We start from the raw sequence: 22392 nt of genomic DNA, 5'->3' as shown, positions 1-22392 counted from the left end.
AAGCGGCACGTGGACTTCCCGGATCACCCCAGGCACACCATCAGAAGGGCGGTGGTGGTCGCCCTCGGCCGGTTAGGATCGGCAGCTTGCCGAGGGGGTACCCATGACGACGCAGATTCCGGCCGCCGCGCCGCCATCGGCCGGTCGTGCGACCGTGCGACAGCGGTCTCGCCTTTCACAGTGGACCGGGCCGCGCACACCCGCGCAGCTACGCCGCATCGGCGTGGTGTTGACGCTCGCCTGCCTGGTCACCGCCGTGATCAGCCTGGTCGGCGGCACCTCGCGGGTCGGCGCGATCGACGACGCGGGCAACCGCGACGCGTCGTTGGCACAAGCCGCGGGCGAGATCTACCAGGCGCTCGCGGACGCCGACGCGATGGCCACCAGCGGCTACGTCTCGTCCGGCCAGGAGCCTCCCACGATCCGCACTCGCTACGACGCCGACATCGCCCGCGCCGGCCGGCGACTCGCGGAGGCGTCCCGGCTGATCCCGCCGGACGACCCGGCGGCGAAGCCGCTGGACACCATGATCACCGGGCTGCCCACCTACACCGGGCTCATCGAGACGGCGCGCACGTACAACCGGCAGGGGCTGCCACTCGGCCAGTCCTACCTGGCGCAGGCGTCCTCGCAGATGCGCACCGAGCTGCTGCCCGCGGCCCAGTCCTTGCGCCACAGCGAGATGAGCGCGCTGAACGCCGACCACCAGCGAGCCAGTGCGCTGCCGATCGCGGTCGTGGTGTTCGGGCTGGCGCTGCTGTTCATCGCACTCGACTTCTCCCGCAAGGAGTTCCGGCGGACCCGCCGCAGGCTGAACCTCGGCGTCGCCGCCGCGATCCTCGCGGTCGTGGCCGGGCTGCTGTGGTGGGTGGCTGCCACGGTGTCCACCGACACCGCCCTGGCCGACGCCGGCGAGGCCGGCGAGGCGGCGACCGCGCTGGACGAGGCCGGCAAGCTCGTCCTCCAGGCCCGCAGCAACGAAAGTCTCGTGCTGGTCGCCCGCAGCGGCGGCAGCGCGTCCGACGACGGTTTCACCGACCAGGTCGACCGGTTGCTGGCCGATGGCGGACCGCTGGCCGTCGCCGAGGACAACGGGGTGGACGTCGCCGGCATCCGTACGGCGACCGACAACTGGGTCAAGGCGCACAAGGAGCTGCGGGCGGCCGACGACGAGGGCCGCTACGCCGACGCCGTCCGGTCCGCCGTCGGCACCGACCCGTCCGGCTCGGGTTCCGCTTTCACCGCGCTGGACAAGGCCGTCGGCGACGCGGGTGGCACCGCGCGGGCCCGGCTGTCCGCCGCGACCGGTGACGCGAGCGACGCGACGACATGGCTCGGGTTCGGCCCTGCGGTGTTGTTCGCGTTGGCGGCTGCCGGATTCGCGATCGGGATCGCACGCCGAGTGGAGGAGTACCGATGACCGGTCCGGCGAAAGTCAAGATCGACGTCCGGCGGCCGGTGGTCGTTCTCGCCGTCGCCGCGGTGTTGTCGATGGGCAGCATCGCCCTGCCTTCCCTGCACGGCAACGATTCCGTGGCCTTGACCACCGACGACGCAGGCACCAAGCCGCCGCCGGTGAAGCAAGGGGAGTGCGGCACCATCAAGGACAGCCTGCGCCCGTCGGACCCGTTGCCGCCGCCCGGCGCCATGCCCTCCGGCTCGACCATGGCGAAAATCCAGCAACGCGGCCGGCTGATCGCGGGCGTCGACCAGGGCAAGTACCTGCTCGGTTACCGCAACCCGCAGACCGGGCAGCTCGAAGGCGCCGACATCGACATCGTCCGCATGATCGCCGCGGCGATCCTCGGCGATCCGGACAAGGTCCAGTACGTCGTGCGCGACGTCGCCGACCGGGCGCTCCTGATCGAGCAGGGCCAGGTCGACGTCGTGGTCAACACGTTCAGCGCGACCTGCGACCGGCAACGCACGGTGGAGTTCTCCACCGGCTACTACGACGCGACGCAGCGACTGCTGGTCCCGGCGAAGTCCGGTGTGGACGGGATCGAGCAGCTGGCGGCCAAGAAGGTCTGCACGTCGATCGGCTCCACCACCGAGGTCGTGCTGCGCAAGCCCGAGTACGGACTGGACGTGGTGACGATGGCAGGCATCCCCCACTGCATGGTCGCGTTGCAGCAGGGCAGGGTCGACGCGGTGTCCAGCGACGACGGCATCCTCGCCGGGATGGCCGCGCAGGACCCGCAGACCGAGGTCGTCGGCCGGCCACTGGCCAACGCCTACTACGGCGTCGGGATGCAGCCTGGGCAGCCGGACCTGGTGCGCTTCGTCAACAAGCTGCTCGAACGCGGCCGCGTCGACGGCAGTCTCGCCGCGAGCGCCCAGAAGTGGCTGGGCGCCCAGCTGAACCCGGTGCCGCCGATCCCGTCGGCCCGCTACCGCGACTGAGGGTCGTGAGTGGCGATCCGGGTTCTCACCCGGATCGCCACTCACGACCCAGGTCCTTCCAGGGTGATCACGGTCCACGCACCGAGCCGGATCGGCACCCCGGCCGGCACCTCGACCGGGGTGTTGGGCTCGATCACCTCGGTCGTGCCACCGACCGAGGTGCCGTTGGTCGAACCGAGGTCGACGACGTCCCAGCCTCCGTCGGACCGGGCCACCAGCACCGCGTGCTGCGAGGACACCCCCGGATCCAGCGGGGGGCTGCCGAGGTCGATCTCCGGGTTGGTACCGCGCGAGCGGCTCCGCCTGCCGATCGTGACCTGCTCGCGGTCCAGCTCGAACCGGCGTTCCGGGTGGTAGAGCGGAAAGTCCATCCCCGCCGCCTCCGAACCCTCACGGCGGCGGACCTCGTCGAACCACGCGCGGTCCGCCCGCACCACGGCCGTCCAGCGCGACCGCGCCAGCTCGGCCGCGACGGAAGGTGGCGGAGGCGCGGGCAGGTCGTTGTCGAGCCCGCACTCCTCGCAGAACCTGCCCTCCCTCGCCACCCCGCAGCCGGCACAGGTCATCCCGGCCTCCGGCGCCGGAGCCACCGACGCCGCAGGTCCCGACCTCTCCGGGAGCGGTACCGGTGGCGAGGCGGCCCCGAGCACGAGGCCGCAGACGTCGCAGTAGTCGGTGGCCGTCGAATCGTGCCCGGCCGCGCATACCGGCACGGCTCAGCCCTCGCCGCGGACCCGGCTGGTCCGCCGCGATCGGATGTCCAACTCCATCTCGGCCTCGTCGGAGACCTTGCTCTTCAACCGCACGGTGCCGGTCGCGGCGTCGTCCACGTCGACCACCTTCGCCAACATCTCCAGCTTCTCCCGGTCGCCCGCCGCGGTGGCCAGCGCGACCGCGCGACCGAGGCGCAGCGTGGCCGTGTGCTCGTCGCCGTCGCGACGGGCGGCGAGCCCGTGCTCGACCGCGTCCGCGTACTCCGACTGCCCGGTGTAGTGCGCGACCTTCCTGCTGACCTTGGCCGACAACGCGTCGTCGTCGGTCCACAGAGCCCGGACCAGGCCCTGCGCGAGGGTTTCCGCGGAGCCGCCGCGGACCACCATCGCCCGGCAGGCGAGCATCTCCGCGCCGACCGCCTGCGTGGGCACCTCGACGCACACGTGGTACTCGCGGCTCTCCGCGCCCCACGCACCGAGTGGGTAGTCGCCGTGCATCGGCCCGGTCTGCACCCGCTTCGCGGTCAGGTCCTCGACCTCCGGCGCGACCTGCTTGATGAACTTCACCTGCGCGCCCTTCGGCGTCCACAGCCGCAACGACACGTCCGCGACCCGTTTGCCCATCGCGGAGTTCATGATCGCGTGGAAGTCTGCGGCCAGGTCCTCCGGCTTCGCCACGATGTCCACCGTGCCCAGCAGGGCGGACGCGATCTTGCGCACCTCCGCGACGTTCCAGTCGGTGCCGACGCCGCGGCAGTCACAGCTGAACACGCCGACGCACTCTTCGACGGTCTGCTCCAGCACACCGGGACCGTCGCCGTTCTGGCCGTCGGTGAGCAGCAGCGCGTGCCGGATCGCCCGCGGGTGCTGCTCGGCGATCTGCCGCGCGAGGTTCAGCCAGTTGGAGAACGCGGTGCCCCCGCTCGCGGAGAGCTTGCGCACCGCCGCGACGGCCTCGGCCCTGGTCCGGGGGTCGGCCCGCGCCGCGCCCCGCTTCGGGTAGACCTGCCGTGCGCCGGTCGCGCCGGAGATCACGGCGAACAGCACACCGTCGCGCAACTGCTCGACCGCGACCGCGGTGGCCGCGCGCGCCGAGGCGATCCGGTCGCCCTGCATCGACCCGGAGGTGTCGATGATCAGCAGCTCCAGCGCCGCGGTGGCCACCGCGGGGGTCGCGTCCCCGGTGGCGGTCACCGCCACGACCGCGTCCACCCTGGTCGCCCCCAGCGAGAGGTAGGCGTTCTGGTCGACGGTGACGACGAACTCTGCTCCTGCACTCATACCTGCACTCCTTCCAACGGGATGACGACGACGCTGATGTTGTCCCGGCCGCCGGCGGCCAGTGCGACCTCGGTGAGCCGGTTGGCGACGGCCAGTGGTGTCGCCCCATCCCCCGCACCCGCCGCGAACCCGCCGATCCGTTCGGCCTCCGGCACCTCGTTCCACAGACCGTCCGAGCAGACGAGCAGGGTTCCCACGCCGTCGTGGGGCACGGAGACGACGTCGGGATCGGGCCGCGCGTCCGGGCCCAGCCAGCGGGTGATCGTGTGCGCGCGGCGGTCGGCGAACGCGGTCGCCTCGTCCATGAGCCCTTCCGCGACGACCTCGGCGGCCCACGAGTGGTCGCGGGTGAGCAAGCGGCCGGCCGGGCCGGCGAGCCAGTACGCCCGGCTGTCACCGACCCAGCCGACGGTCACCTCGCCGTCGGCGACGTAGGCGGCCACGAGCGTGCAGGACGGTCCGTCCGGCGAGGGGTTCGAACCGTCCAACGTGGCCACAGCGGTACCCGCGGCCTCCACCGCCGCGCGGACGCGGGAGACCGGTTCCACCGGCGCGTCCACGCCGAGCAGCACCGCCAGCGCCGCCTCGGACGCCGCGCGGGCGGCGCGTTCGGGTTGCCTCGTGGTGGACACACCGTCACACACCACAGCGGCGGTGGTGCCGTCGAGCAGGCGGCCGAGCGCGATCGCGTCCTCGTTGCGGTGGTGCACCAAGCCCCGGTCGCTGACACCGGCCAAGGCGCCGAGGTCGATGGTCGTCCGATCGGCCGGGTCCGGCAGGCGCAACCCGCACTCGTCGCAGTACCCGGTCGTGGTCCCGCTCACCGTGCCGCACGCCGGGCACTTCCGCACGACGTCCTTCGTGGCGGCCTCGGCGGAGGTGCTGCCCCTGCGCAGCAACGAATTACCGCACGCCTCGCAGAACCGATCCCCTCGCCCGACCGGTTCGGCGCACGCCGGGCAACCGCCGGCCCGCGCGTTCACACCCATGACACCGGCCGGATGGCGTTGGCCAGGTCGACCAGGTCGACCCTGGTGTCCTCGTCGGCGGCCAGCCGGGCGCCCGCCCGCAGCTCGGTCTCCAAGGCGGCCCGTACGCCGTGCTCGGTCCAGGAACTGCCGAGCAGCGGCGGGCGAGTCCCGTTGGTCGCCGTGACCAGCGGTAACGCGGCCCTGAACACCGACGCGCGCACCTCGTGCCCCGTGGCCCGGTCCAGGGTGAGCCTGCCGACCCGGTCGGCGGCCGCGCGCAGCACGCCCTCGTCGACCGGACCGCCGATCACCACCCGCACCGCGACGGTCTGCGCGGTCACGTACTGGCTCGAGGTCGGCGCGATCGTGTCCAGTGCGGCCAGCGCCACCTCGGGCCGACCGGCGCGCAACGCCACCCGCGCCTGGCCGAACGCCGCGTCGGCGACGTCCGGATTCGGCCGGTTGACCTGGAGGTAGTAGCGGCCGGCCACGGCGTCGTCGCCGGCGCACTCGGCCGCCGCGGCCAGCGCCAGCTTCGGCGCGGACTCGCCGGGCAGCGTCGCGAGCACGGTGTCGAACGCGGCAGTGGCGGCCCGCGCGTCACCGGCGGTCAAGGCCGCCACCCCCGTGAACCAATCACAGCGCCAGTCGCCGGGTAAGTCGGTTCGCAGCCGCCGCAACGCTTCACGGGCCGAACCGACGTCGCCGACTTCCAGGTGCGCGCGAATCACCCGCAGCCGCAGTTCGACGCTGGGCGTCGGGGTGACGGCCGCGAGGCGCAGGATCTCCTCCGGCGCCGCCGACGACGCCGTGGCGAGCAGCCCGGCCGCCGGGTCGGTGGTGTCCACGAGCGGAACCGGCAGCGCCGGGGCGACCGCCACCGGGTCGGGGCGGCCAGGGCTGCCCACGTCGCCCAGCAGGCCGATGCCGAACACCGATGGCGACGGACCGAACACCGTGGACACACCGGGGCGCGCTTTGCCGTCCTCGGCGGCGAGCACCTCGCGCAGCACGCCGGTCAGCTGGTCGGCCATCTCCTCGGCGGAGGCGAAGCGCCGCTTCGGATCGGGGTCGGTGGCGCGCAGCAACACCCGGTGGAACGACTCGTGCTGGGCGAGCAGCCGCTCGGTCGCCGGGTCGGGCAACGGCACCGGCTTGCCGCCGCGCAACGGCGACGTGCCCAGCGCCATCACCATGAGCGTGCGCCCGACGGTGTGGATGTCGGCGGCCGGCGACGGTCCCCCGGACTCGAAGTCCGGCGCCTGGTAGCCGGGCGTGCCGTACCAGTCGAAGCCGTCGGCGTTCCCGAACGGCACGACCGCGCCCATGTCGATCAGCTTGAGCCGGCGTTCGTACTGGATCACGTTGTCCGGTTTGAGGTCGCAGTAGGCCAGGCCCTGGCCGTGCAGGTAGCCGAGCGCGGGCAGGATCTCCAAACCGTAGGAGATGACCTGGGGCAGCGGCAGCGGCGCGAGGCGCTGACCGACTGCCTTGCCCCGGTCCTCCACGAGCTTGCGCAGCGACGAGCCGCCGACGTACTCCATCACGATGTAGCCGACGGGCTTGCCGTCGTCGTCGGGGTGCTCCACGAAGTTGTGGATCATGACGATGTTCGGGTGGTTCACCTCGGCGAGGAACCGCCGCTCGGCCTCGGCGGCGGCGCGCGCGGCCGGGTCGTCGATGTCGAGCAGTCCCTTGAGCACGACCCACCGGTCGTTGACGTTGCGGTCGGTGGCGAGGTAGATCCAGCCGAGCCCGCCGTGCGCGAGGCAGCCCTGGACGAGGTACTGACCGCCGACGAGCGTTCCCCGGGCGAGCGACGGCACGAAGTTGAACGGGGTGCCGTCCGTGGGGCAGAAACCGCGCAGCCGACCGGGTTTGCCGTCCTTGCCGCGGCCGACGGGCTGGTCGCACTTGCCGCAGTACCGCTTGCTCTCGGCGACCTGCGGGTCTTCGAGGATGGCCGCGACGGGGTCGACCACGGGCACCGGGGGGACGTCGACGAGCCCGGCGCCGAGACCGCCACCGCGCCGGGACGAGGCATGAGCGGTGGAGGTGGCGCCGGTCCGCCGCGACGCCCGGCCGCTGAGCCTGCTGGTCGAGGACGAGGCGGCGGTCTCCGACCTAGCGGAGGCCGCACCGGCCATCCCGCACGTGTCGCAGTAGCCGCCGTCGATCGCACCGCCACAAGCCGGCTGCGAACACGCACTCGACACCGGCTGCGACACCGGTACGGGCACGGGCGCGCTCACCGGCACCGCACCGGCCATCCCGCACGTGTCGCAGTAACCGCCGTCGATCGCACCGCCACAACCCGGCTGCGCGCAACGATCCCCCTGGCTCATGCCGACCTGCCTCCGGTGTCCGTGCCGGGCTCCACGAGCAGCCGGCGAAAGTCCGCCAAGTCCCTGGTGGCAGCGGCCAGATCGGACGGCCGCCGCCACAACGCCGCCTTGATGCGCTCGGCGACGACCATCACCGCGTCTTCTTCGGCCAACCCCAGCCGAACAGCCCGGGCCTGGTAGGCGCCGAATCGTCCGCGCAGTTCCTCGCGCCGCTCCAACAACCCCGTGGCCAGCTGACGGGCCGCGCGCAGTTCCGCGGCGGCGGCCGCGAGATCACGCCGCACCTCGATCACCTCGGCATCGCGCTTGACCCAGCTCAGGTCGTCCAGCCGCGCTACCGCGGCCTGGAGTCGCGGTGCTCTGTCGACCGGCAGGGCGGGCAATTCGCCGACGACCCGCTCGGCGGCGGCCGCGTAGTCGTCGGCGGTGGCCACCCGCAGGTCGGCGAGCGCTCGCGCGGCATCGACGAGGTCGGTCCGCGCCTGCTCCCAGCGTTCCCGCAGCACGAGCACCCGGTCGACCCGCGCGCGTTCCTCGGCGAGTTCGGCACCGAGCCGGGCCAGGGTGTCGTGGAGCGATCGGTCGGCCAACGCAAGTGGGTCGTTGCCCGCGAGCTGTTCGATCTCGTGGACTCGCAGCACCACCGGGGCCGGCTCTTGTTCCAGCGCGGCGTCGTCTTCGGCGAGTCGTCGCGCCTGCTCCAGCAGCGGCGCGAGAGCCTTGAGGGTGGCGGTATTGAGCTCGTCGCACCGCACGGCCAGCTCGCTGACCTGCCGGTACCCATCGTTCATCCGGGCTGCCAGCGCCGCGAGGGTGATCGACTCGATCTGCTCGGCGGCCCCGGTCAACCCGCGCTCAGGCAGCGGCACGGCCCGCCGGGACACCTCGACGGACGGTTCGACCAGCAGCTGTCGCAGTTCGGCGACCTCCGCCGGCCCGAGTTTGGAGCGCCGTCCCCGAACCCGTTCGGCGGCGTCGAGCACCGCGCGGTAAGTGTCGAAGTCCCGCCACAAGCCCGCGAAGACGACCTCAGCCGCGGTCCACCTCTCGGCGGTGATCCCCGAGGACAAGGTGGAGGTGAAGAGCCGGTGCCCCGGGTGCCCGTCGAGTTCGACGAGCGCGTTGGCCATGGCAGTCGCGTCGACCTGGTGCCGGTCGAGGGCCCTGACTAACGCAGCAGCTTCGTTGTCCGTCAACGCACGTCCGTTCGAACGATCCTGTACACCATCCGCGTCAACGACTCCGTGAGCGTCTTCGCAGACTATCCGACACCCCGCCCGCCAAGGACCTCTTCGCGCCGGCCTGGTCCGGTGCCCCGAAAGCCCCCGCCACCCCGGCGAGCCCAGGCGGTCGAAGCATTCACTTCGAAGAGCTCGGCGAACACCCCGCCGGGGATGGTGACGCCCTGGGGGAGGAACTCGCGGACGACGCGGTCGAGGTTCTCGTCGAACACCGACCAAGCGGCGGGTTCCTGACGCGGAGGTCCGAACGGTGCGCCTGCCGACAACTCCGCCCAGGCAGGTGGGAAGCGCGGTCAGGACACGGCCCCGGAATGGCCCGCGGGCATGCTGCTCCCCATGAGCGACCGGGACGAGGACGTGGAAATCCTGGCGCTACGGCACCAGGTCACCATCCTGGAACGGCAACTCGGAGACGCCCGCCCGCGGTTCTCCCCGGCGACCGCGCATTCCCAGCGGCACCGCTGCACCGACTCCCGGCCGCCACGCTTCATCGACTCCGACTGCTGGTCCGTCCGGAGACGATCCTGCGCCGGCACCGCCTCGGCATCAAGGTCGCCGCCTCCACCGTCTGGCAGATCCTCCAGAACGCCGGGATCGACCCCTCTCCCGAGCGCACCTCGACGACCTGGTCGACCTTCCTCCGCTCGCGAGCCGACGCGCTACCGGCCTGCGAATTCCTCGAAACCCGCACGTCGAACGGTGTCCGCCTGTACGTGCTCGCGGTGATCGAGCACACCAGCCACCGGATCACAATCCTCGGCGCCACCGCACACCCGACCGCCTCCCGGGTCACCCAAGCCACCGGGAACCTCGTCGTGGACCTCGAAGACGAGAGCCGACACGTGCGCTTCCTGATCCGCGACCGAGCGGCATCCTCAACGAGTACCACCACGCCGCCTGAACCGCACGGATGACGTTTTCGGCAGGTACACGGTCAGGTGGCGACGGCTCGCACACCGCGCAGGACGACGTCGAGGACCGTGTCCGCCTCGGCGCGAGCGGCCTGCGGATCGGCGGCTCGGGCGATGTACAGCGCTGAGCCGTAGAGGCCGCCCAGCGCGACGTGCGCCAACGGGTCGAGCGCGACGTCTGGCAGGGTGCCGGTGTCCACCAGCGCGCTCAGCACGGTACGCAACATCGGAAGCTCGACGCCCTCCATGCCGCCTTCCCACGAGTTGGCGGCCAGCACTGCCACGCTGTCGATGATCACGACCCGCCGGAACGCCGGCTGCAAGCAGGCATCGAGGAACGCGGACAAACCCGCTCGCACCGCGGCCCACGGATCGTGTTCGGCCATCGCCGCGGCCAACACGGTCTCGGCGGTCTCGTCCAGCACGACGTCGTAGACCGCCTTGAACAGCGCGTCCTTGCCTTTGAAGTGGTGGTAGAGCGCACCCTTCGCGATGCCGGCCCGCTGCACGATGTCGTCGATCGCGGTCGCCGCGAAGCCCTGCTCTACGAACCGCTCCCGTGCGATCGCGATCAGCAGCTCACGCGTCGCCTCTGCTTGCCGGTCCCGAAGCCGCTTGACACTCATCCGGCAAGCATAAAGACTGACCGTCGGTCGGTGAACGACCGTCGGTCGGCGAGGGGGCCGCGATGATGAAGACACTTCCGCCAGGGCAACGCCGCGTGGAGGGACTTCCGCGTTTTGGAACACACCTGCACCGGCCGCCGCCTCCCGTACCCGAGGACCCGGTGATCACCATCAGCGGCGCGGTGCGAACCTCCGCCGAGGTGCGGCTGGCGGACCTGTCCCAGCTGCCCCGGAACGAGATCGTGGCCGACTTCCACTGCGTTGCCGGCTGGACCGCGACCGACCTGCGTTGGGAAGGCGTGCGGTTCGCCGACTTCTGTCGCCGGTTCGTCGAACCCGAACTGGAGCCCGGGATCACCGTCACCCACCTGGCGTTCGAGGGCATGGACGGCGTCGCGTCCGTGGTCGAGTGGCGGGACGCGCTCGCCGACGACGTACTGCTGGCCGACCGGCTGAACGGACGCCCTCTCGACGGTGACCACGGCGCTCCGATACGGCTGGTAAGCCCGGCGCAGTACGGCCACATGAGCATCAAGCACCTCCGCATCGTTGAAGTGTGTTCGGCGCTGCCGACACACCGTCTCGGTGCCGGCATCCTCGACCGGGTGGTCGAGGCGCACCCGCGGGCACGCGTCTGGCACGAGGAACGCCACAGCCGCATCGCCGGACGGCTGGTCCGGCCGTTCTTCCGCGCCCTCATCCGCCCGATCCGCTATCTCTGCGCGAAAGGAGCGCAGGGAAAGTGAAAGCACCCGATGACATGTCGAAGACCCAGCGATGGATCATCGACGACATCGTCCACGACTTCGACGTCGAGGACGTCTGGGCCCTCCCCGTCACTGGCGGGCCCGACGACTTCGGGGCCGTCATCGACCTCATGAAAGCCATGGACTTTCCCGGCTCGGCGCCGCTGCCGGTGCGCCTGCTGTGGGGAATTCGCGACCTGCTCGGCCGCGTGTTCGGACTTGGGCGCATCTCGACGTCGGCGGACGACGCCGGCGCCTGGCCGCCCATCCCCGGAACCGACGAGCCGTCGCTGATCGGCCGAGTGCCGGCGGAACTCCGCGACACGGTGACGGATTCCCACCTCACGGACAAGCCATTCCGTCCGCTGTACCTCACCGACACCGAGTTGGCCGACGAGATGTCGAACCGGACGACGTACGGCGTGATGCACCTCGCCTGGGTGGACCAGGGCGGTGGCCGGTATCAGGGGCAGATGACCGTCTACGTCAAGCCGCGCGGCGCCGTTGGCAAGGCGTACATGGCGTTCATCAAGCCGTTCCGCCACGCGATCGTCTATCCGGCGCTCATGCGATACCTCGAACGGTCCTGGGCCGAACGACGCGGCGCGCGTTAGCCGAGATCTTGCACGCGGCGTTGTCGACACGGCCCTCCCGTCCGCGGGCACGCTGCGCCTGCCGAAAACTCATCCGCGCAGGCAGAGGACGTACATGTCCTCAAGAGGCGTCAAGCGCTCACGGGCACAACTGCCATCCGCAGTGCCGTCGGCCGACGCGGCATGATGACCGGCTGTGCTGCTCCGACTGGCCTACCTGAGCGTGACCAACACGTTCGCGCTGCTGCGCCTGCGCCCATGAGCGACCGGGACAAGGACCTGGAGGTTCTGGCGCTGCGGCACCAGGCCACTGTTCTGCAACGCCGACTCGGTGGCACCGCGACCTACTCGCCCGCCCCCACGCGGCCAGGTCACGACCCAAGCGTCCCGGCCGACCACGAACCGTCCGCTCCTGGTGCTGCGTCTGGCGCGCAAGAATCCCACCTGGGGCTACCGCCGCATCCACGGCGAACTCCTCGTCCTCGGCATCAAGGTCGCAGCCTCCACCATCTGGCAGGTGCTCCAGGACACCAGGGTCGATCCGGCTCCCGAGCGCACCCCGACGACCTGGTCGGCCTCTCTCCGCTCGCAGGCCGACGCATGTTGAACGGAGCCCGCCTGTATGTGCTCGCGGTGATCGAACACTCCAGTCGCCGGGTCCGCGTCCTCGGCGCCACTGCACACCCCACCGCACCCTGGGCAAGTTCCCGGCACTGTTCGACGCCGCCCTAGCCGACGCGGGCATCCAGGCCGTTCTCAGTGGAGTCCGGGTCCCGCGCATCAGCCGCGTGGTGCACGACGGCGAGGAAGCCGTGCGGTGGCCCACCGCCCGACCGACCGGCTGAGGTCACGATCTACGCAAGGCCGCGACCAGTTGTGGGGTGTGGCGGTCGAAGGCGACGCAGCGCGGACACTTCCGCTGCGCCTGGCTGCATGGGCAAGCCACTGGCCAAGCGTCACGGACGCCGCGTGGCAACGAGCCCTGACCGCTGCGAACCCAACCGCGCCGAGCACGCCCGCGCTGGTTCGCCGGTACGAACGCATTTCGCTCGGGGTGCACCTGCTCGACCGACACCGGCTCGGCCGCCGGCTTGGCGGGCGTCCCGCGGCGCTTCGGCGGCGCTTCAGCGGCGGGCTCTTCACTGCCTCCTCCGGTGGCAGTTCCTCGGTCGTGCCGTCCGCACGGGTCGCGCTGACCGGTCCGGCCGGTGGTGGATCGGCACGTGGACGAGTCCCGTGACGCTCCGCAACCAGCTCCGATGTGGACGGACGGGTGACACACGCCGCCGAGGAGCCCGCCATGCTGTTGATCGTCGCCCGTGCCGCCGTCCTCCCTGCGCTCGTGCTGCTCGCCGCGTGTACGGGGCCGACCGCTGAGACCACCGGTCCGGCGCCCAGCCCGACCCCGAGCAGCACTGCAGCTGCCGCGGCCACCACATCGGCCAAGAAGAGCCTGGCGGCGCAGGGTTCGTGTCGAAGAAGATCGGCGAACTGGCCGGGTACGAGTGCGAGGACGTCATCGACCCGTTCTCGCTCAAGGGTCTTGGCGCGGACGGGTTCGTTCACGACGCCCGGCCCGGCTCGTGCATGGACCAGGCGGGCGGGCTCTCGCACACGATCCCGCCCAACCCCGGGTACGCGGGAACGGTGGAAGTCGATGTGCCGGAGTCCGCCACCTCAGAGGCGTCTGCGTGGCCGGTGTCTGCCCGGGACGGTAGCCGCGGCTGGGTCCGGCCGGTCGATTGGGGCCACTCGATCCGGAGACCACCGGGAGCCGACGAGTGTCGGCGTGCGGCAGCCGCCGGCAGAGGTGTGCGCAGGGACCACCGTCCGGTCACCGCCCCGGCGGCCCGGAGCCGGGCGATGTGTCCGCTGCCGACGCCAAGGCACGTGCAGTCCGCTTCCGCACTGCGCCCGGGGCCGAGCCCGGTAGCAGGGTCAGCGCGGCGGTCAGCAGGAAGACCGCGCCCTCGTACAGCAGTGCGAGCCGGAACCCGGTGCTCAGGTCGGCGGGCACGGCGAAGTACACGAGCCCGGCCAGGGTGACCCCGATCGAGCCGCCGAGCTGCTGAGCGGTCGGGAGCAGACCCGCGGCCGACGCCGTGGCGTCGGCGTCGACCTGGGCCAGCACCACGGTGAACGCCGAGGCGGTGAAGGCGCCGAACGCGGCACCACCTGCTGCCAGCGCCACCGGTGCCACCCACCCGTGGGACGCCGATCCGATGACGGCACCGAGCGCGGCCATCACCGCAGCCAGCACCAGTGCCGCAGCCGTGAGCAGCCGGGTGCCGTGACGGCGGGAGAGGCGCGGGGCCGCCCGGCTCCCGATCACGGCCGCTGCGGCGAACGGCGCGGAGAACAGTGCGGCGGTGAGCGCGGAGTGGCCCAGCGCGGACTGCAGGTGGAGGAACAGCAGGAAGGTGAACGAGGGCACGCCCGCGTTGAACACGAAGACGAGGACGAGGCCCGATCGTGTCGTCCGGTCGCGGTAGACGGCCGGGTGCACCAACGGGTCGGGCCTGCGGCGCTGGGTCACGGCGAAGGCTCCCAAGGCGAGCGCGGCCCCGGCGAGGCACGCCCAGGTCCATCCCGGCCACCCCGCCTCGCGGCCGAGGGCGAGCGGGAGGACGAACAGCCCGAACCCGCTCGTCGCCAGCACCGCGCCGAGCCCGTCGAGCGGTGACGGGTGAGTCGTGCGCTGCGGCGGCAGGACCACCGCCCCGGCGAGCGCCACGACCGACACCGCGAGGGTCACCAGGAAGATCGGCCGCCAGCCGAGCCCCATCAGGTCCGCCCCGATGACGAGACCACCGAGCAGCGGTCCGGCCAGCGACGCGACCGCCATGGTGGCCCCGAACGCGCCCAGTGCACGCGCCTGCCGCGACGACGGCAGCGCGGTCCGGATGAGCGAGAGCACCTGGGGCGCCACCAGGCCGCTGCCCGCTCCCTGGACGAGCCGGGCCGCGACCAGGGCACCCGCGGAGGGGGCGACGGCGCACGCCGCGGAGCCGAGCGCGAACACGGCCATGCCCACCACGAACACCCGCCGGTAGCCGTACCGCTCCCCGAGCCGCGCCGCGACGAGGAGCAGGCAGGCGTAGGTGAGCGTGTAGCCGGCGACGACGAGCTGGAGCGCACCGGAGTTCGCCCCCAGGTCCTGCTGCATCGCCGGCGCGGCCACCTGCGCGATGGTGACGTTGAGCAGCTGCACGAACGTCGCGCTCAGCACCACGGGCAGAACGAGCGCACGAGGTTGCGCGGCGGGTTCGGACGGTGTCATCTCAGTAGGCGTGCGTGCGCAGACCGGCAGCCGCGATCAGCTCGTTCGCGAGTTCGACCGGGTGAGCGGCGAACGGCGTGTGGCTGGACGCGAGCGTCGCGACGACGAACGGGTTGTCCGGCATCGCCTCGTCCGCCTCGGTGATCATCAGGTCCTGCAGGGCCGGCGGCGCGGCCCGGTCCTCGCCACAGCGCAGGTAGGTGCGCGGGATCCGCCCCCACCGCTCGCGGGTCACCTCGACCGGGCTGCCGGGGATCGCGAGCGGCAGGTCGGGGCTCAGCGCGAGGCGCCAGCGGTCGAATCGTTCGGGCGGGGTGTCGTGGTAGTGGGTGCGGCGCAGCTCCTCCACGTACGCCGGGTCGTCCGAGTGCGGGTTGATGCGCACCGCGCCGATCACGGCCGGATCACCCAGCGGCAAGCCCTGCCCGAGCGCGCCCGCGTTCTGCTCTGCGCTGAGGTAGTCGAAGAACCGCGGGCGACCGGCCGGCACGAACGCCGAGAGGTACACCACCCGGTCGACGAGTCCGGGGGCACGTTCGGCGGCCAGCGATGCGGGCCCACCACCCGCGCTGTGCGACACGAGCACGACGGTGCGGTAGTGCCGCACGCGACGCAGGGTGTCGATGATCGCGTTGGCGAAGTCGTCCATGGTCATCGCGGCCAGCGCCGACTTCTCGGTCGACAGGCCGGGTTGGCCCGGCCGCAGGTAGCCCGAGGGCAACGGCGCGTCGAAGCCGTGACCGGGGAGCTCGACGGCGACGCTCGCGACGCCCGCTCCGGCCATCGCCCGCTGGGTCGCCGCCCACTGCCAAGAGGCGTGCCAGGCGCCGTGGACGAGCACGAACACGGTGCCGGCCGGCCCACCACGCCCGCCGGTCAGGGAGTTCACGGTCATGGAACCAGTTGACGTCCGCCCGCCGCCGCTATCGACTCACATATCTGACGAATGGGCTTTCGATATCTTCTGGGTATCGCGGCCGGCACTGGGGAGGACCGATGGAAGCACGTCACCTGCGCTACGCCCTGGCGCTCGCGGAGCACCGGCACTTCGGCCGGGCGGCGGCCGCAGTGGGCATCGCCCAACCGCCGCTGTCCAAGCAGATCGCCGCGCTCGAACGGGAAGTGGGCACGCAGCTGTTCGACCGCACACCAGGAGGGGTCTTCCCCACCGCCGCGGGAGAGGCGTTCCTGGTGAGGGCACGCCTCGCCCTCGCCGAGATGGCGGCCGCCACGACCGACGCGGGCCGCGCCGCGAGAGGCGAGACCGGGCACCTGCGGCTCGGCTTCATCGGCTCCGCGTTGCTGGACCCCCTGCCGGGGGTGCTCGGCCGTTTCGGCCGGGACCGTCCCGACGTGCGGCTGGGCCTGCACGAGATGGCGACGACGCGGAGCACCGCGGCGCTCGTGGCCGGCGAGCTCGACGTGGCGATCGGGCTGGGTGCGCCACGAGGCCCCGGGACCGAAGGGCTCGTGTCCGTGATCATCGGACGCGACCACCTGGTCGCCGTGGTGGACAGCGCCCACCCCTACGCGGGCCAGGCGAGCGTCGGGGTCGAGCAGCTGCGGCACCAGCACCTCGTCGTGGCGCCCGTCGATGACGAACCGGTCACCCTCGGCGTGCTGCGGACCGTCTTCGGGGAAGGCTCGACCGCGCTCGCCGACGCCACCGAGGCGCGCGATGTCCACACGATCATCGGGTTGGCCGCCAGTGGCGTCGGCGTAGGTCTCGGGCCGTCGCGCATGCGGATCGCCGCCCGTCCCGGCACCTGGTTCTGCGACGTGCTCCCGCACGTGCCCCTTCCCGATCTGACCCTCTCGTTCCGCGCGGCGGACCGCTCCCCCGTACTGGCCGCCTTCCTCGACACGGTCCGGGAACGGTGTCCCGACGTGGGCCGCGCACTCGACCGGCGACTCGGCCCACGCTGAGCACGGGTGGGAGGCCGAGACAGGAGGCCAGAGCCGCACCGGGGCTCGGGTCGACGCCCGGCTCGTCCTGCTCGGTCAATTCCGTTGCGATCGAGCGGACGCCCCTGCCGGGAGCCGTGAGTGACCGCTCGCGCGGCTGCCAGTGGACGAGGGTCCCACCGTCGGTGGGCTTCAGTTCGACTCGGCCCGGTAGTCACGGGTGATCGGCAGGAACTCCGCTTCGTAGGCGGACAAGGCCGGCTCCCGCAGTTCCGTGATCTGCTCCCGGCTGACGTTCTCCACCGCGCTGGACACGACTGCGCTCATCGATCAGCGCCATGCGCAGCGCGCAAGTGGTCACCGGTACCGGACACGGCCGGAGCCGGACTTCCGGACGACTCGGCGACGAGCCGACGGTGGATGATCCTGCGGGCAACACCGAGGATGAACGCGCGCAACGCCGCTGCCGGCTTGCTCGAAGGGACGAACCTCTGCTGCTTGATCTTCGCGGTGCGCTGTTGCTCGGTGATGAACGGGCGAAGCCCGGTCTCCCACGCGTTCAGGGCGTCGTCGAGATCGTCGGGGTGCTCCTGCACGGCCTTGCCGAGAGCAGCGCCGCCGCACAGCGAGGCCGAGGCGCCCATACCCGAGTAGGTGGTCAGGCACCACGCCGCATCACCGAGCAGGACCACCCGGCCCGAGCTCCACCGCGACATCCGCACCTGGTGGACCGAGTCGAACAGGACGTCGGGGGCATCCTCCAGGGAGTCCAGGACGTGGCGCACCACCGGGTCGTCCATTCCCGAGTAGACCGACCGCAGCTGCTCGATCCGCGATCCGCTGAACTGCTTCTGGATGTCATCGGTCCGGTACGTCAGCAGCGTCGTGGGCGCGTGATCAGCGAACCCGAACACCCACGCCGCGCGCTTGGCGCGCGGGACGACGACGGTGTCGGTCGGAGCGAACGAGGGCACGTGCTCCTTGAGCTGGAAGGCACACACCATCGCGTTCCAATCCGTCAGGTAGTCCTCGTCCGGGCCGAACACCGTCCGGCGCACGGTCGAGCGGAGCCCGTCCGCTCCGACCACGAGATCGAACGTCTCGCGGTACTGCGCGCCGGAACCGGCGCTTTCGAGCAGGACCTGCACTCCGTCGGCGCTCTGGGTGATCTCGACCGGGGTGGTGGCGAACCGCACCTCGACCGGGTCCTCGACACCACCGTCGGTGATGCTCTGCCACAGCGCGGCCTCGATGTCGCCGCGCAACACCGCCGCCGGACCGGGCTGGTCCAGAAATCCCAGTTCCGGCTTCGGGTTGCCGCGACGATCCAGCGCCCAGGTGTTCCCGCCCTCCTTCCACGCCGGGTTGCGGGTGTGCAGGTGGTCGGCGATGCCCAGGTCGGCAGCTGCCTGGCGACCCTCCGGGAACAGGAAGATGAAGTAGCCCCCGGTCCGACGCTCGGCAGCCCGCTCGATGATCACCGGCGTCCATCCCGCTCGGCGCAGCCCGATCGCCGCGGACATGCCCGCGATCCCCAGCCCGACGACCAACGCACGCTTCTGCATGGTGTGTTCCCCCTTCTGGTCCAGCTGGTTGTCCCGATGACGGAGGCGACGCTCACAACGCCTGGCAGGCAGCTGTTCCGTCGCCTCCGGAAGCTCGCCCCCGCTACCTCTGCGGGCCGGCCGGGTAGGTGACGCCGGTGAAGCCGGGCAGCTCGACGAGTTCGGGCCTGTTCCCGTTGGCGCTGAGCTGGTCGAGCACGAACTGCATGCCGGCGGTCGCGATCTGTGCGCCGGGGTCTTCCATGACGTAGCGAAGCCTGGTCACGACGGCCCGCTTGTCGTGGACCGACCGGACGCGCGGCATGGCGTCGACCACCTCGGTGTCGGGGTCGACCACGGGCGCCTGGTCGATCCTCTTCTCGAAGGCCGGGTAGTCCGGCCACATGAGACGGCTCATCTCGACCGAGGACAGGCAGCCGTACCAGAACTCGCGGTACTGCGACTCGGCCCGAGCGCAGAACTCGCTGTCGGCGAACTGCTCCGGTTCGATGGTGGGGGCGGTCGGGGCGATGATCAGCCGGGCCGGGTCGAGCCTGTGGCCCGACGCTTCGTGGAGCAGCGGGCACACGTTGTTGCTCTGCCAGGTCAGGCCGGCGCTCGGGCGTCCGGCGCCACCGGCGACGATCACCATCAGCCGGGCCCAGTCGATGGACTGCTCGTGGAGCCACTTCAGGCTCCGGTGCACCGAGTCCAGTGCCGAGAGGGCGAAGGTCGCCGCCATCACGTCGTTGAACGGCACGGGTACCGCGTCCGGCCCGTCGCCTTCGAGCAGGTTCGCGCGCAGGTGCTCGAAGTCCAGGAGCTCCGGGTTCCCGATCGCGCGTTCCAGGTAGTCCGCGGTGGTCGCACAGGTGTAGTCGACGAGGTCGGTGATCTTCTCCTCGTGCCCCTGCCACGCGGTGACCGCGACCTCGTCACGCCAGTGCGAGACGCTGTTGAAGTCCCGGACGACGCGGCACTGCTCGATGAGGTCCCTGGCGGCGGTCTTGCAGCTGGAGTCGCCGAGTTCGCGCAGCCGGGCCAGGTAGGGAATCGTGAGGCCGAGGTGCGAGACCGCGGTGATCTCGAAGAACCCCCTGGTGCCCTTCCTGAAGTCGACCGACGTGGGCGGGCGTCCGCCGCCCGGGAACAGCACCAGATCGGTGCCCGTCGCCAGCAGCAACGGGGCGTCGGAATGGGCCTCGCCCAGTCGCCGTTGCAGGTTCTGGCCGATGCTGCCGGGGGCGGAGGTGAACATCTCGAACAGCCGCATGAAGTGCGGGTCGGGCTGGTACCGCATTGAATCCGTCCTTTCGGTTCGGGCTGGGCGCTGTCGGCTCGGGTCAGGCGTCGTCGAGTGAGAACTCGTAGACGATGCTGTCCTGACGGAACCGCACGTCCGGGGTGAGACTGTTGGCGACGACCAGGAAGGTTTTGTCGTCGGCCTCGAAGAAGCTCGCGTCGGTGCCGCCGGAGGTGGGAAACTCCTCGATCACCTCGAACTTGCCGCCGTCCCACCTGTACAGCTGCGACATCAGATCGGTCTTGGCCACGGGGGGCTTTCCCCGGATGAAGCAGACGCGGACGAGGAACAGCTTGTCGCCGTGCCGGTGGAGTGCGAACTCGCGGCCTCCGGGGCCACCGAGTGACTGGTGCGGCTCGAACAGCTCACCATTCCAGCGGTAGAGCGTCGAGTCACCGTTGATGCACGCGAAGGCCAGCCACTCCTCGCCGTCCTGCGAGAAGTGCAGGAAACTCCGGCCGAACTTCTCCGCGAAAGTCTGGTAGGGGACGAAGGAATCGCCGTCCCAGCGGTAGACGACACTGGGGGTGACCTGGTCGGCATAGGCCAGGAAATGACATCCGCCAACGCGGAAGTAGTCCCAGTTGTAACCCCAGCGCCCTCCCAGGACCTGGAACTCCTTCCACCGCCCGTCGACGCGCTCGAAGATGACCGAACGTCCGTGCCCCTTGGGCGAGAGGCCCGGCATGGTCAGCCCCTGGGCCAGCGCCAGGAACTCGCGGTCGTCGATCGGGAAGTGGTGCCACTGCTTGGCCCCGAAGGTGGGCAGCGTCTCGTCGACGACCCACTCCCCGTCTTCGCCCTCGCGGTAGATGAGCGAGTTGACGTCCGTCTCGTACGGGCCCTTCCCGGTGCGGAGGTTGGCGAACGCCAGGTAGTTCCTCCCGCCACTGGTGAAGCTCAGCGCGTCCTCGCCGCTGGGACAGGGCAGGCGGTCGACCTCGACGAACTGCGCTTCCTCCCAACGGTAGAGAAGAGCGTCGACGTCGGCATCCCCGCCGTTCATGTCCGGCGCCCGACCTGGCAGGTCTTCAGCCAACTGGGGAACAACGAGGTGCAACCCGCGGTCAGTCCGGAAAACGTGTGCGCTGCGAGCGCCGGACGTGGCGAGACGCTGATGAACCGACAGGATCTTCGCACTCGGAGGGCTTGGGTCGGTGTTCGACACCGAAACTCCTTAACTAGATCGATGCGCTGAAGTCGACATTGATCAACGCCGACGAAGTTGTCGACCGAGTCGGGCGACTGCGGACGATGGAATCAATGACCGGACAAATCGACTTTCTCTCGTCGAGTGGCACGAGTCGCACCGTCCACCGATCGTCCGGGGGCGCCGAACGCGCCCGGCGGATCGAGTTCAGGCCGCCGGTGCGATGACGGGTGCGGTGCGGCCCATCGCCCGCGCGTACAGGGCCTCGAAGCGGTCCAGGGTCGTGGCGAGCGCGTGGCGGGAGATGATCTCGCTGCTGGCGGCGCCCATGCGGGCCCGCATCGGTGCGTCGTGCACCAGCGAGTGCAGGCGCTGCGCCAGCGCGGTGACGTCGCCGGGCTCGAACAGCCAGCCGTTGCGGCCGGGGCGCACGAGGTGCGGCAGCGCCATGGCGTTCGCGGCGATCACCGGCTTGCCCGCGGCCATCGCCTCCATCGTGGCCAGGCTCTGCAGCTCGGCGACACCGGGCATCACGAACAGGTCGGCGCGGGCGTAGGCGTCGAGCAGCTCGTCCTCGGGGACGAAGCCGTGGAACCGCACCCGGTCGGTGATGTCCAGGTCGCGGGCCAGCAGCTCCCACTCGGACTTGCAGGTGCCGTCGCCGACGATCTCGCCGAACGCGCCGGGCACGCGGGCCAGTGCGCGCAGGAACTCGTCGACGCGCTTCTCCTCGTCGAGGCGTCCGACGAACAGCGCGGTGGGGCGGTGGTTGCGGGTCACCGACCGCTGGTAGCGGGCGATGTCGATGCCGCACGAGACGGGCATCGCGCGTTCGGGGAAGCCGCTGTCGTGCAGTAGTCGCACGGCGCGCGGTGTGGGCGCGGTGACGATGTCGGCGCGGCCGAACACGCGGACAAGGTCGCGGTAGGCCCACTTGCGGGACATGCCCCGCAGGAAGGCCGGCACGTGGGCGTGGCTGAACAGGTTCTCCGGCATGAAGTGGTTCGTGGCCAGCGTGGGGATCCCCCGGGCCACGGCGGAGTTGAGGACGGACCGGCCCACCGCGAAGTGCGCCTGCACGTGCACGACGTCCGGCTTGAGCGCCTTGACCAGCTCGTCGGCCTCCTTCTTCGCCTGCCAGGGCAGGCAGAAGCGGAAGTCCGGGTACAACGGCAGCCGGTGCGACCGCAGCCGGTGCACCGTCACGCCTTCGACCGGCGTGGCGCGCGGCGAGTCCGGGGCGATGACACGCACGTCGTGGCCGTTGCCGGCCAGGCCGACGGCGAGGCGTTGCGCGAAGCGCGCGGCTCCGTTGACGTCCGGCGGGAACGTGTCTGCGGCGATCACGACGCGCAGCGCACTGGAGGTGTTCACGGGAAG

General features: G+C 71.2%; 20 protein-coding genes. 7 read left to right on the top strand and 13 right to left on the bottom strand.

Features of this window, described 5'->3' with window-relative positions; genetic code table 11:
• Nucleotides 1–223 precede the first annotated feature (223 nt).
• Together ACRAKJ_RS09195 and ACRAKJ_RS09190 are read left to right on the top strand one after the other, a co-directional pair.
• On the top strand, nt 224–1420 hold the full coding sequence (locus ACRAKJ_RS09195) for a hypothetical protein (protein ID WP_438923853.1): 1197 nt from the start codon (nt 224–226) through the stop codon (nt 1418–1420).
• A complete protein-coding gene (locus ACRAKJ_RS09190) occupies nt 1417–2403 on the top strand; it encodes a glutamate ABC transporter substrate-binding protein (RefSeq protein ID WP_447008913.1) in 987 nt (328 codons plus the stop codon). The genes ACRAKJ_RS09195 and ACRAKJ_RS09190 overlap by 4 nt, the downstream gene beginning before the upstream one ends.
• 41 nt (nt 2404–2444) lie before the next feature.
• On the opposite strand, the gene ACRAKJ_RS09185 is transcribed toward ACRAKJ_RS09190, so the two are convergent.
• The 5 genes from ACRAKJ_RS09185 to ACRAKJ_RS09165 all read right to left on the bottom strand — a co-directional run bounded on the left by ACRAKJ_RS09185 (nt 2445) and on the right by ACRAKJ_RS09165 (nt 8909).
• Nucleotides 2445–2969 (bottom strand): FHA domain-containing protein, encoded by a 525-nt coding sequence (locus ACRAKJ_RS09185; RefSeq protein ID WP_447008912.1) that lies wholly within the window; start codon nt 2967–2969, stop codon nt 2445–2447.
• Between the two features lie 150 nt (nt 2970–3119).
• Nucleotides 3120–4397: a VWA domain-containing protein gene (locus ACRAKJ_RS09180; RefSeq protein ID WP_438919986.1), complete on the bottom strand. Its 1278-nt coding sequence runs from the start codon at nt 4395–4397 to the stop codon at nt 3120–3122.
• Complete coding sequence (locus ACRAKJ_RS09175) at nt 4394–5386, bottom strand: protein phosphatase 2C domain-containing protein (protein ID WP_438919985.1); 993 nt, start codon at nt 5384–5386, stop codon at nt 4394–4396. Before ACRAKJ_RS09175 ends, ACRAKJ_RS09180 begins: the two co-directional genes overlap by 4 nt.
• Nucleotides 5377–7584, bottom strand: coding sequence for a tetratricopeptide repeat protein (locus ACRAKJ_RS09170; protein WP_438919989.1), 2208 nt, complete (start codon nt 7582–7584; stop codon nt 5377–5379). The genes ACRAKJ_RS09175 and ACRAKJ_RS09170 overlap by 10 nt, the downstream gene beginning before the upstream one ends.
• Nucleotides 7585–7709: 125 nt before the next feature.
• On the bottom strand, nt 7710–8909 hold the full coding sequence (locus ACRAKJ_RS09165; protein WP_438919984.1) for a hypothetical protein: 1200 nt from the start codon (nt 8907–8909) through the stop codon (nt 7710–7712).
• A gap of 758 nt (nt 8910–9667) precedes the next feature.
• Here ACRAKJ_RS09165 and ACRAKJ_RS09160 point away from each other — a divergent pair.
• Nucleotides 9668–9868 (top strand): hypothetical protein, encoded by a 201-nt coding sequence (locus ACRAKJ_RS09160; protein WP_438919983.1) that lies wholly within the window; start codon nt 9668–9670, stop codon nt 9866–9868.
• 20 nt (nt 9869–9888) lie between these two features.
• Here ACRAKJ_RS09160 and ACRAKJ_RS09155 read toward each other — a convergent pair whose 3' ends face one another.
• Nucleotides 9889–10491 carry a TetR family transcriptional regulator gene (locus ACRAKJ_RS09155; RefSeq protein ID WP_438919982.1) on the bottom strand — a complete coding sequence of 201 codons (603 nt, stop codon included), beginning with the start codon at nt 10489–10491 and terminating at the stop codon, nt 9889–9891.
• A 161-nt stretch (nt 10492–10652) separates the two neighbouring features.
• Between ACRAKJ_RS09155 and ACRAKJ_RS09150 the strand changes: the two genes are divergently transcribed.
• The 3 genes from ACRAKJ_RS09150 to ACRAKJ_RS09140 all read left to right on the top strand — a co-directional run bounded on the left by ACRAKJ_RS09150 (nt 10653) and on the right by ACRAKJ_RS09140 (nt 12437).
• Nucleotides 10653–11237, top strand: a complete 585-nt coding sequence (locus tag ACRAKJ_RS09150) for a molybdopterin-dependent oxidoreductase (protein ID WP_438919981.1) — start codon at nt 10653–10655, stop codon at nt 11235–11237.
• A 14-nt stretch (nt 11238–11251) separates the two neighbouring features.
• Complete coding sequence (locus ACRAKJ_RS09145) at nt 11252–11851, top strand: DUF2867 domain-containing protein (protein ID WP_438919980.1); 600 nt, start codon at nt 11252–11254, stop codon at nt 11849–11851.
• A 394-nt stretch (nt 11852–12245) separates the two neighbouring features.
• On the top strand, nt 12246–12437 hold the full coding sequence (locus ACRAKJ_RS09140; RefSeq protein ID WP_438919979.1) for a hypothetical protein: 192 nt from the start codon (nt 12246–12248) through the stop codon (nt 12435–12437).
• 1227 nt (nt 12438–13664) lie between these two features.
• On the opposite strand, the gene ACRAKJ_RS09135 is transcribed toward ACRAKJ_RS09140, so the two are convergent.
• Both ACRAKJ_RS09135 and ACRAKJ_RS09130 read right to left on the bottom strand, forming a co-directional pair.
• Complete coding sequence (locus ACRAKJ_RS09135; protein WP_438919978.1) at nt 13665–15110, bottom strand: MFS transporter; 1446 nt, start codon at nt 15108–15110, stop codon at nt 13665–13667.
• Between the two features lies 1 nt (nt 15111).
• Entirely contained in the window at nt 15112–16005 is an 894-nt protein-coding gene (locus ACRAKJ_RS09130; protein WP_438919977.1) for an alpha/beta fold hydrolase, read from the bottom strand.
• A 101-nt stretch (nt 16006–16106) separates the two neighbouring features.
• Here ACRAKJ_RS09130 and ACRAKJ_RS09125 point away from each other — a divergent pair, with 101 nt between their 5' ends.
• Nucleotides 16107–17036: a LysR substrate-binding domain-containing protein gene (locus ACRAKJ_RS09125; RefSeq protein ID WP_438919976.1), complete on the top strand. Its 930-nt coding sequence runs from the start codon at nt 16107–16109 to the stop codon at nt 17034–17036.
• A 171-nt stretch (nt 17037–17207) separates the two neighbouring features.
• On the opposite strand, the gene ACRAKJ_RS09120 is transcribed toward ACRAKJ_RS09125, so the two are convergent.
• The 5 genes from ACRAKJ_RS09120 to ACRAKJ_RS09100 form a co-directional block, all read right to left on the bottom strand.
• Nucleotides 17208–17342, bottom strand: coding sequence for a hypothetical protein (locus ACRAKJ_RS09120; protein WP_438919975.1), 135 nt, complete (start codon nt 17340–17342; stop codon nt 17208–17210).
• The gene (locus ACRAKJ_RS09115) at nt 17339–18580 is read right to left on the bottom strand and encodes an FAD-dependent monooxygenase (protein WP_438919974.1); all 1242 of its coding nucleotides are present in this window, start codon (nt 18578–18580) and stop codon (nt 17339–17341) included. The genes ACRAKJ_RS09120 and ACRAKJ_RS09115 overlap by 4 nt, the downstream gene beginning before the upstream one ends.
• Nucleotides 18581–18683: 103 nt before the next feature.
• Nucleotides 18684–19859 (bottom strand): DUF5624 domain-containing protein, encoded by a 1176-nt coding sequence (locus ACRAKJ_RS09110; protein WP_438919973.1) that lies wholly within the window; start codon nt 19857–19859, stop codon nt 18684–18686.
• 43 nt (nt 19860–19902) lie between these two features.
• Complete coding sequence (locus ACRAKJ_RS09105; protein ID WP_438919972.1) at nt 19903–21030, bottom strand: hypothetical protein; 1128 nt, start codon at nt 21028–21030, stop codon at nt 19903–19905.
• A gap of 189 nt (nt 21031–21219) precedes the next feature.
• Entirely contained in the window at nt 21220–22386 is a 1167-nt protein-coding gene (locus ACRAKJ_RS09100; RefSeq protein ID WP_438919971.1) for a glycosyltransferase, read from the bottom strand.
• Nucleotides 22387–22392: the final 6 nt, after the last annotated feature.

The organism is Saccharothrix sp. DSM 118769 (assembly GCF_052936295.1).
The sequence above is the reverse complement of the archived record's forward strand: the minus strand, read 5'-3'. Positions and strand labels throughout refer to the sequence as shown.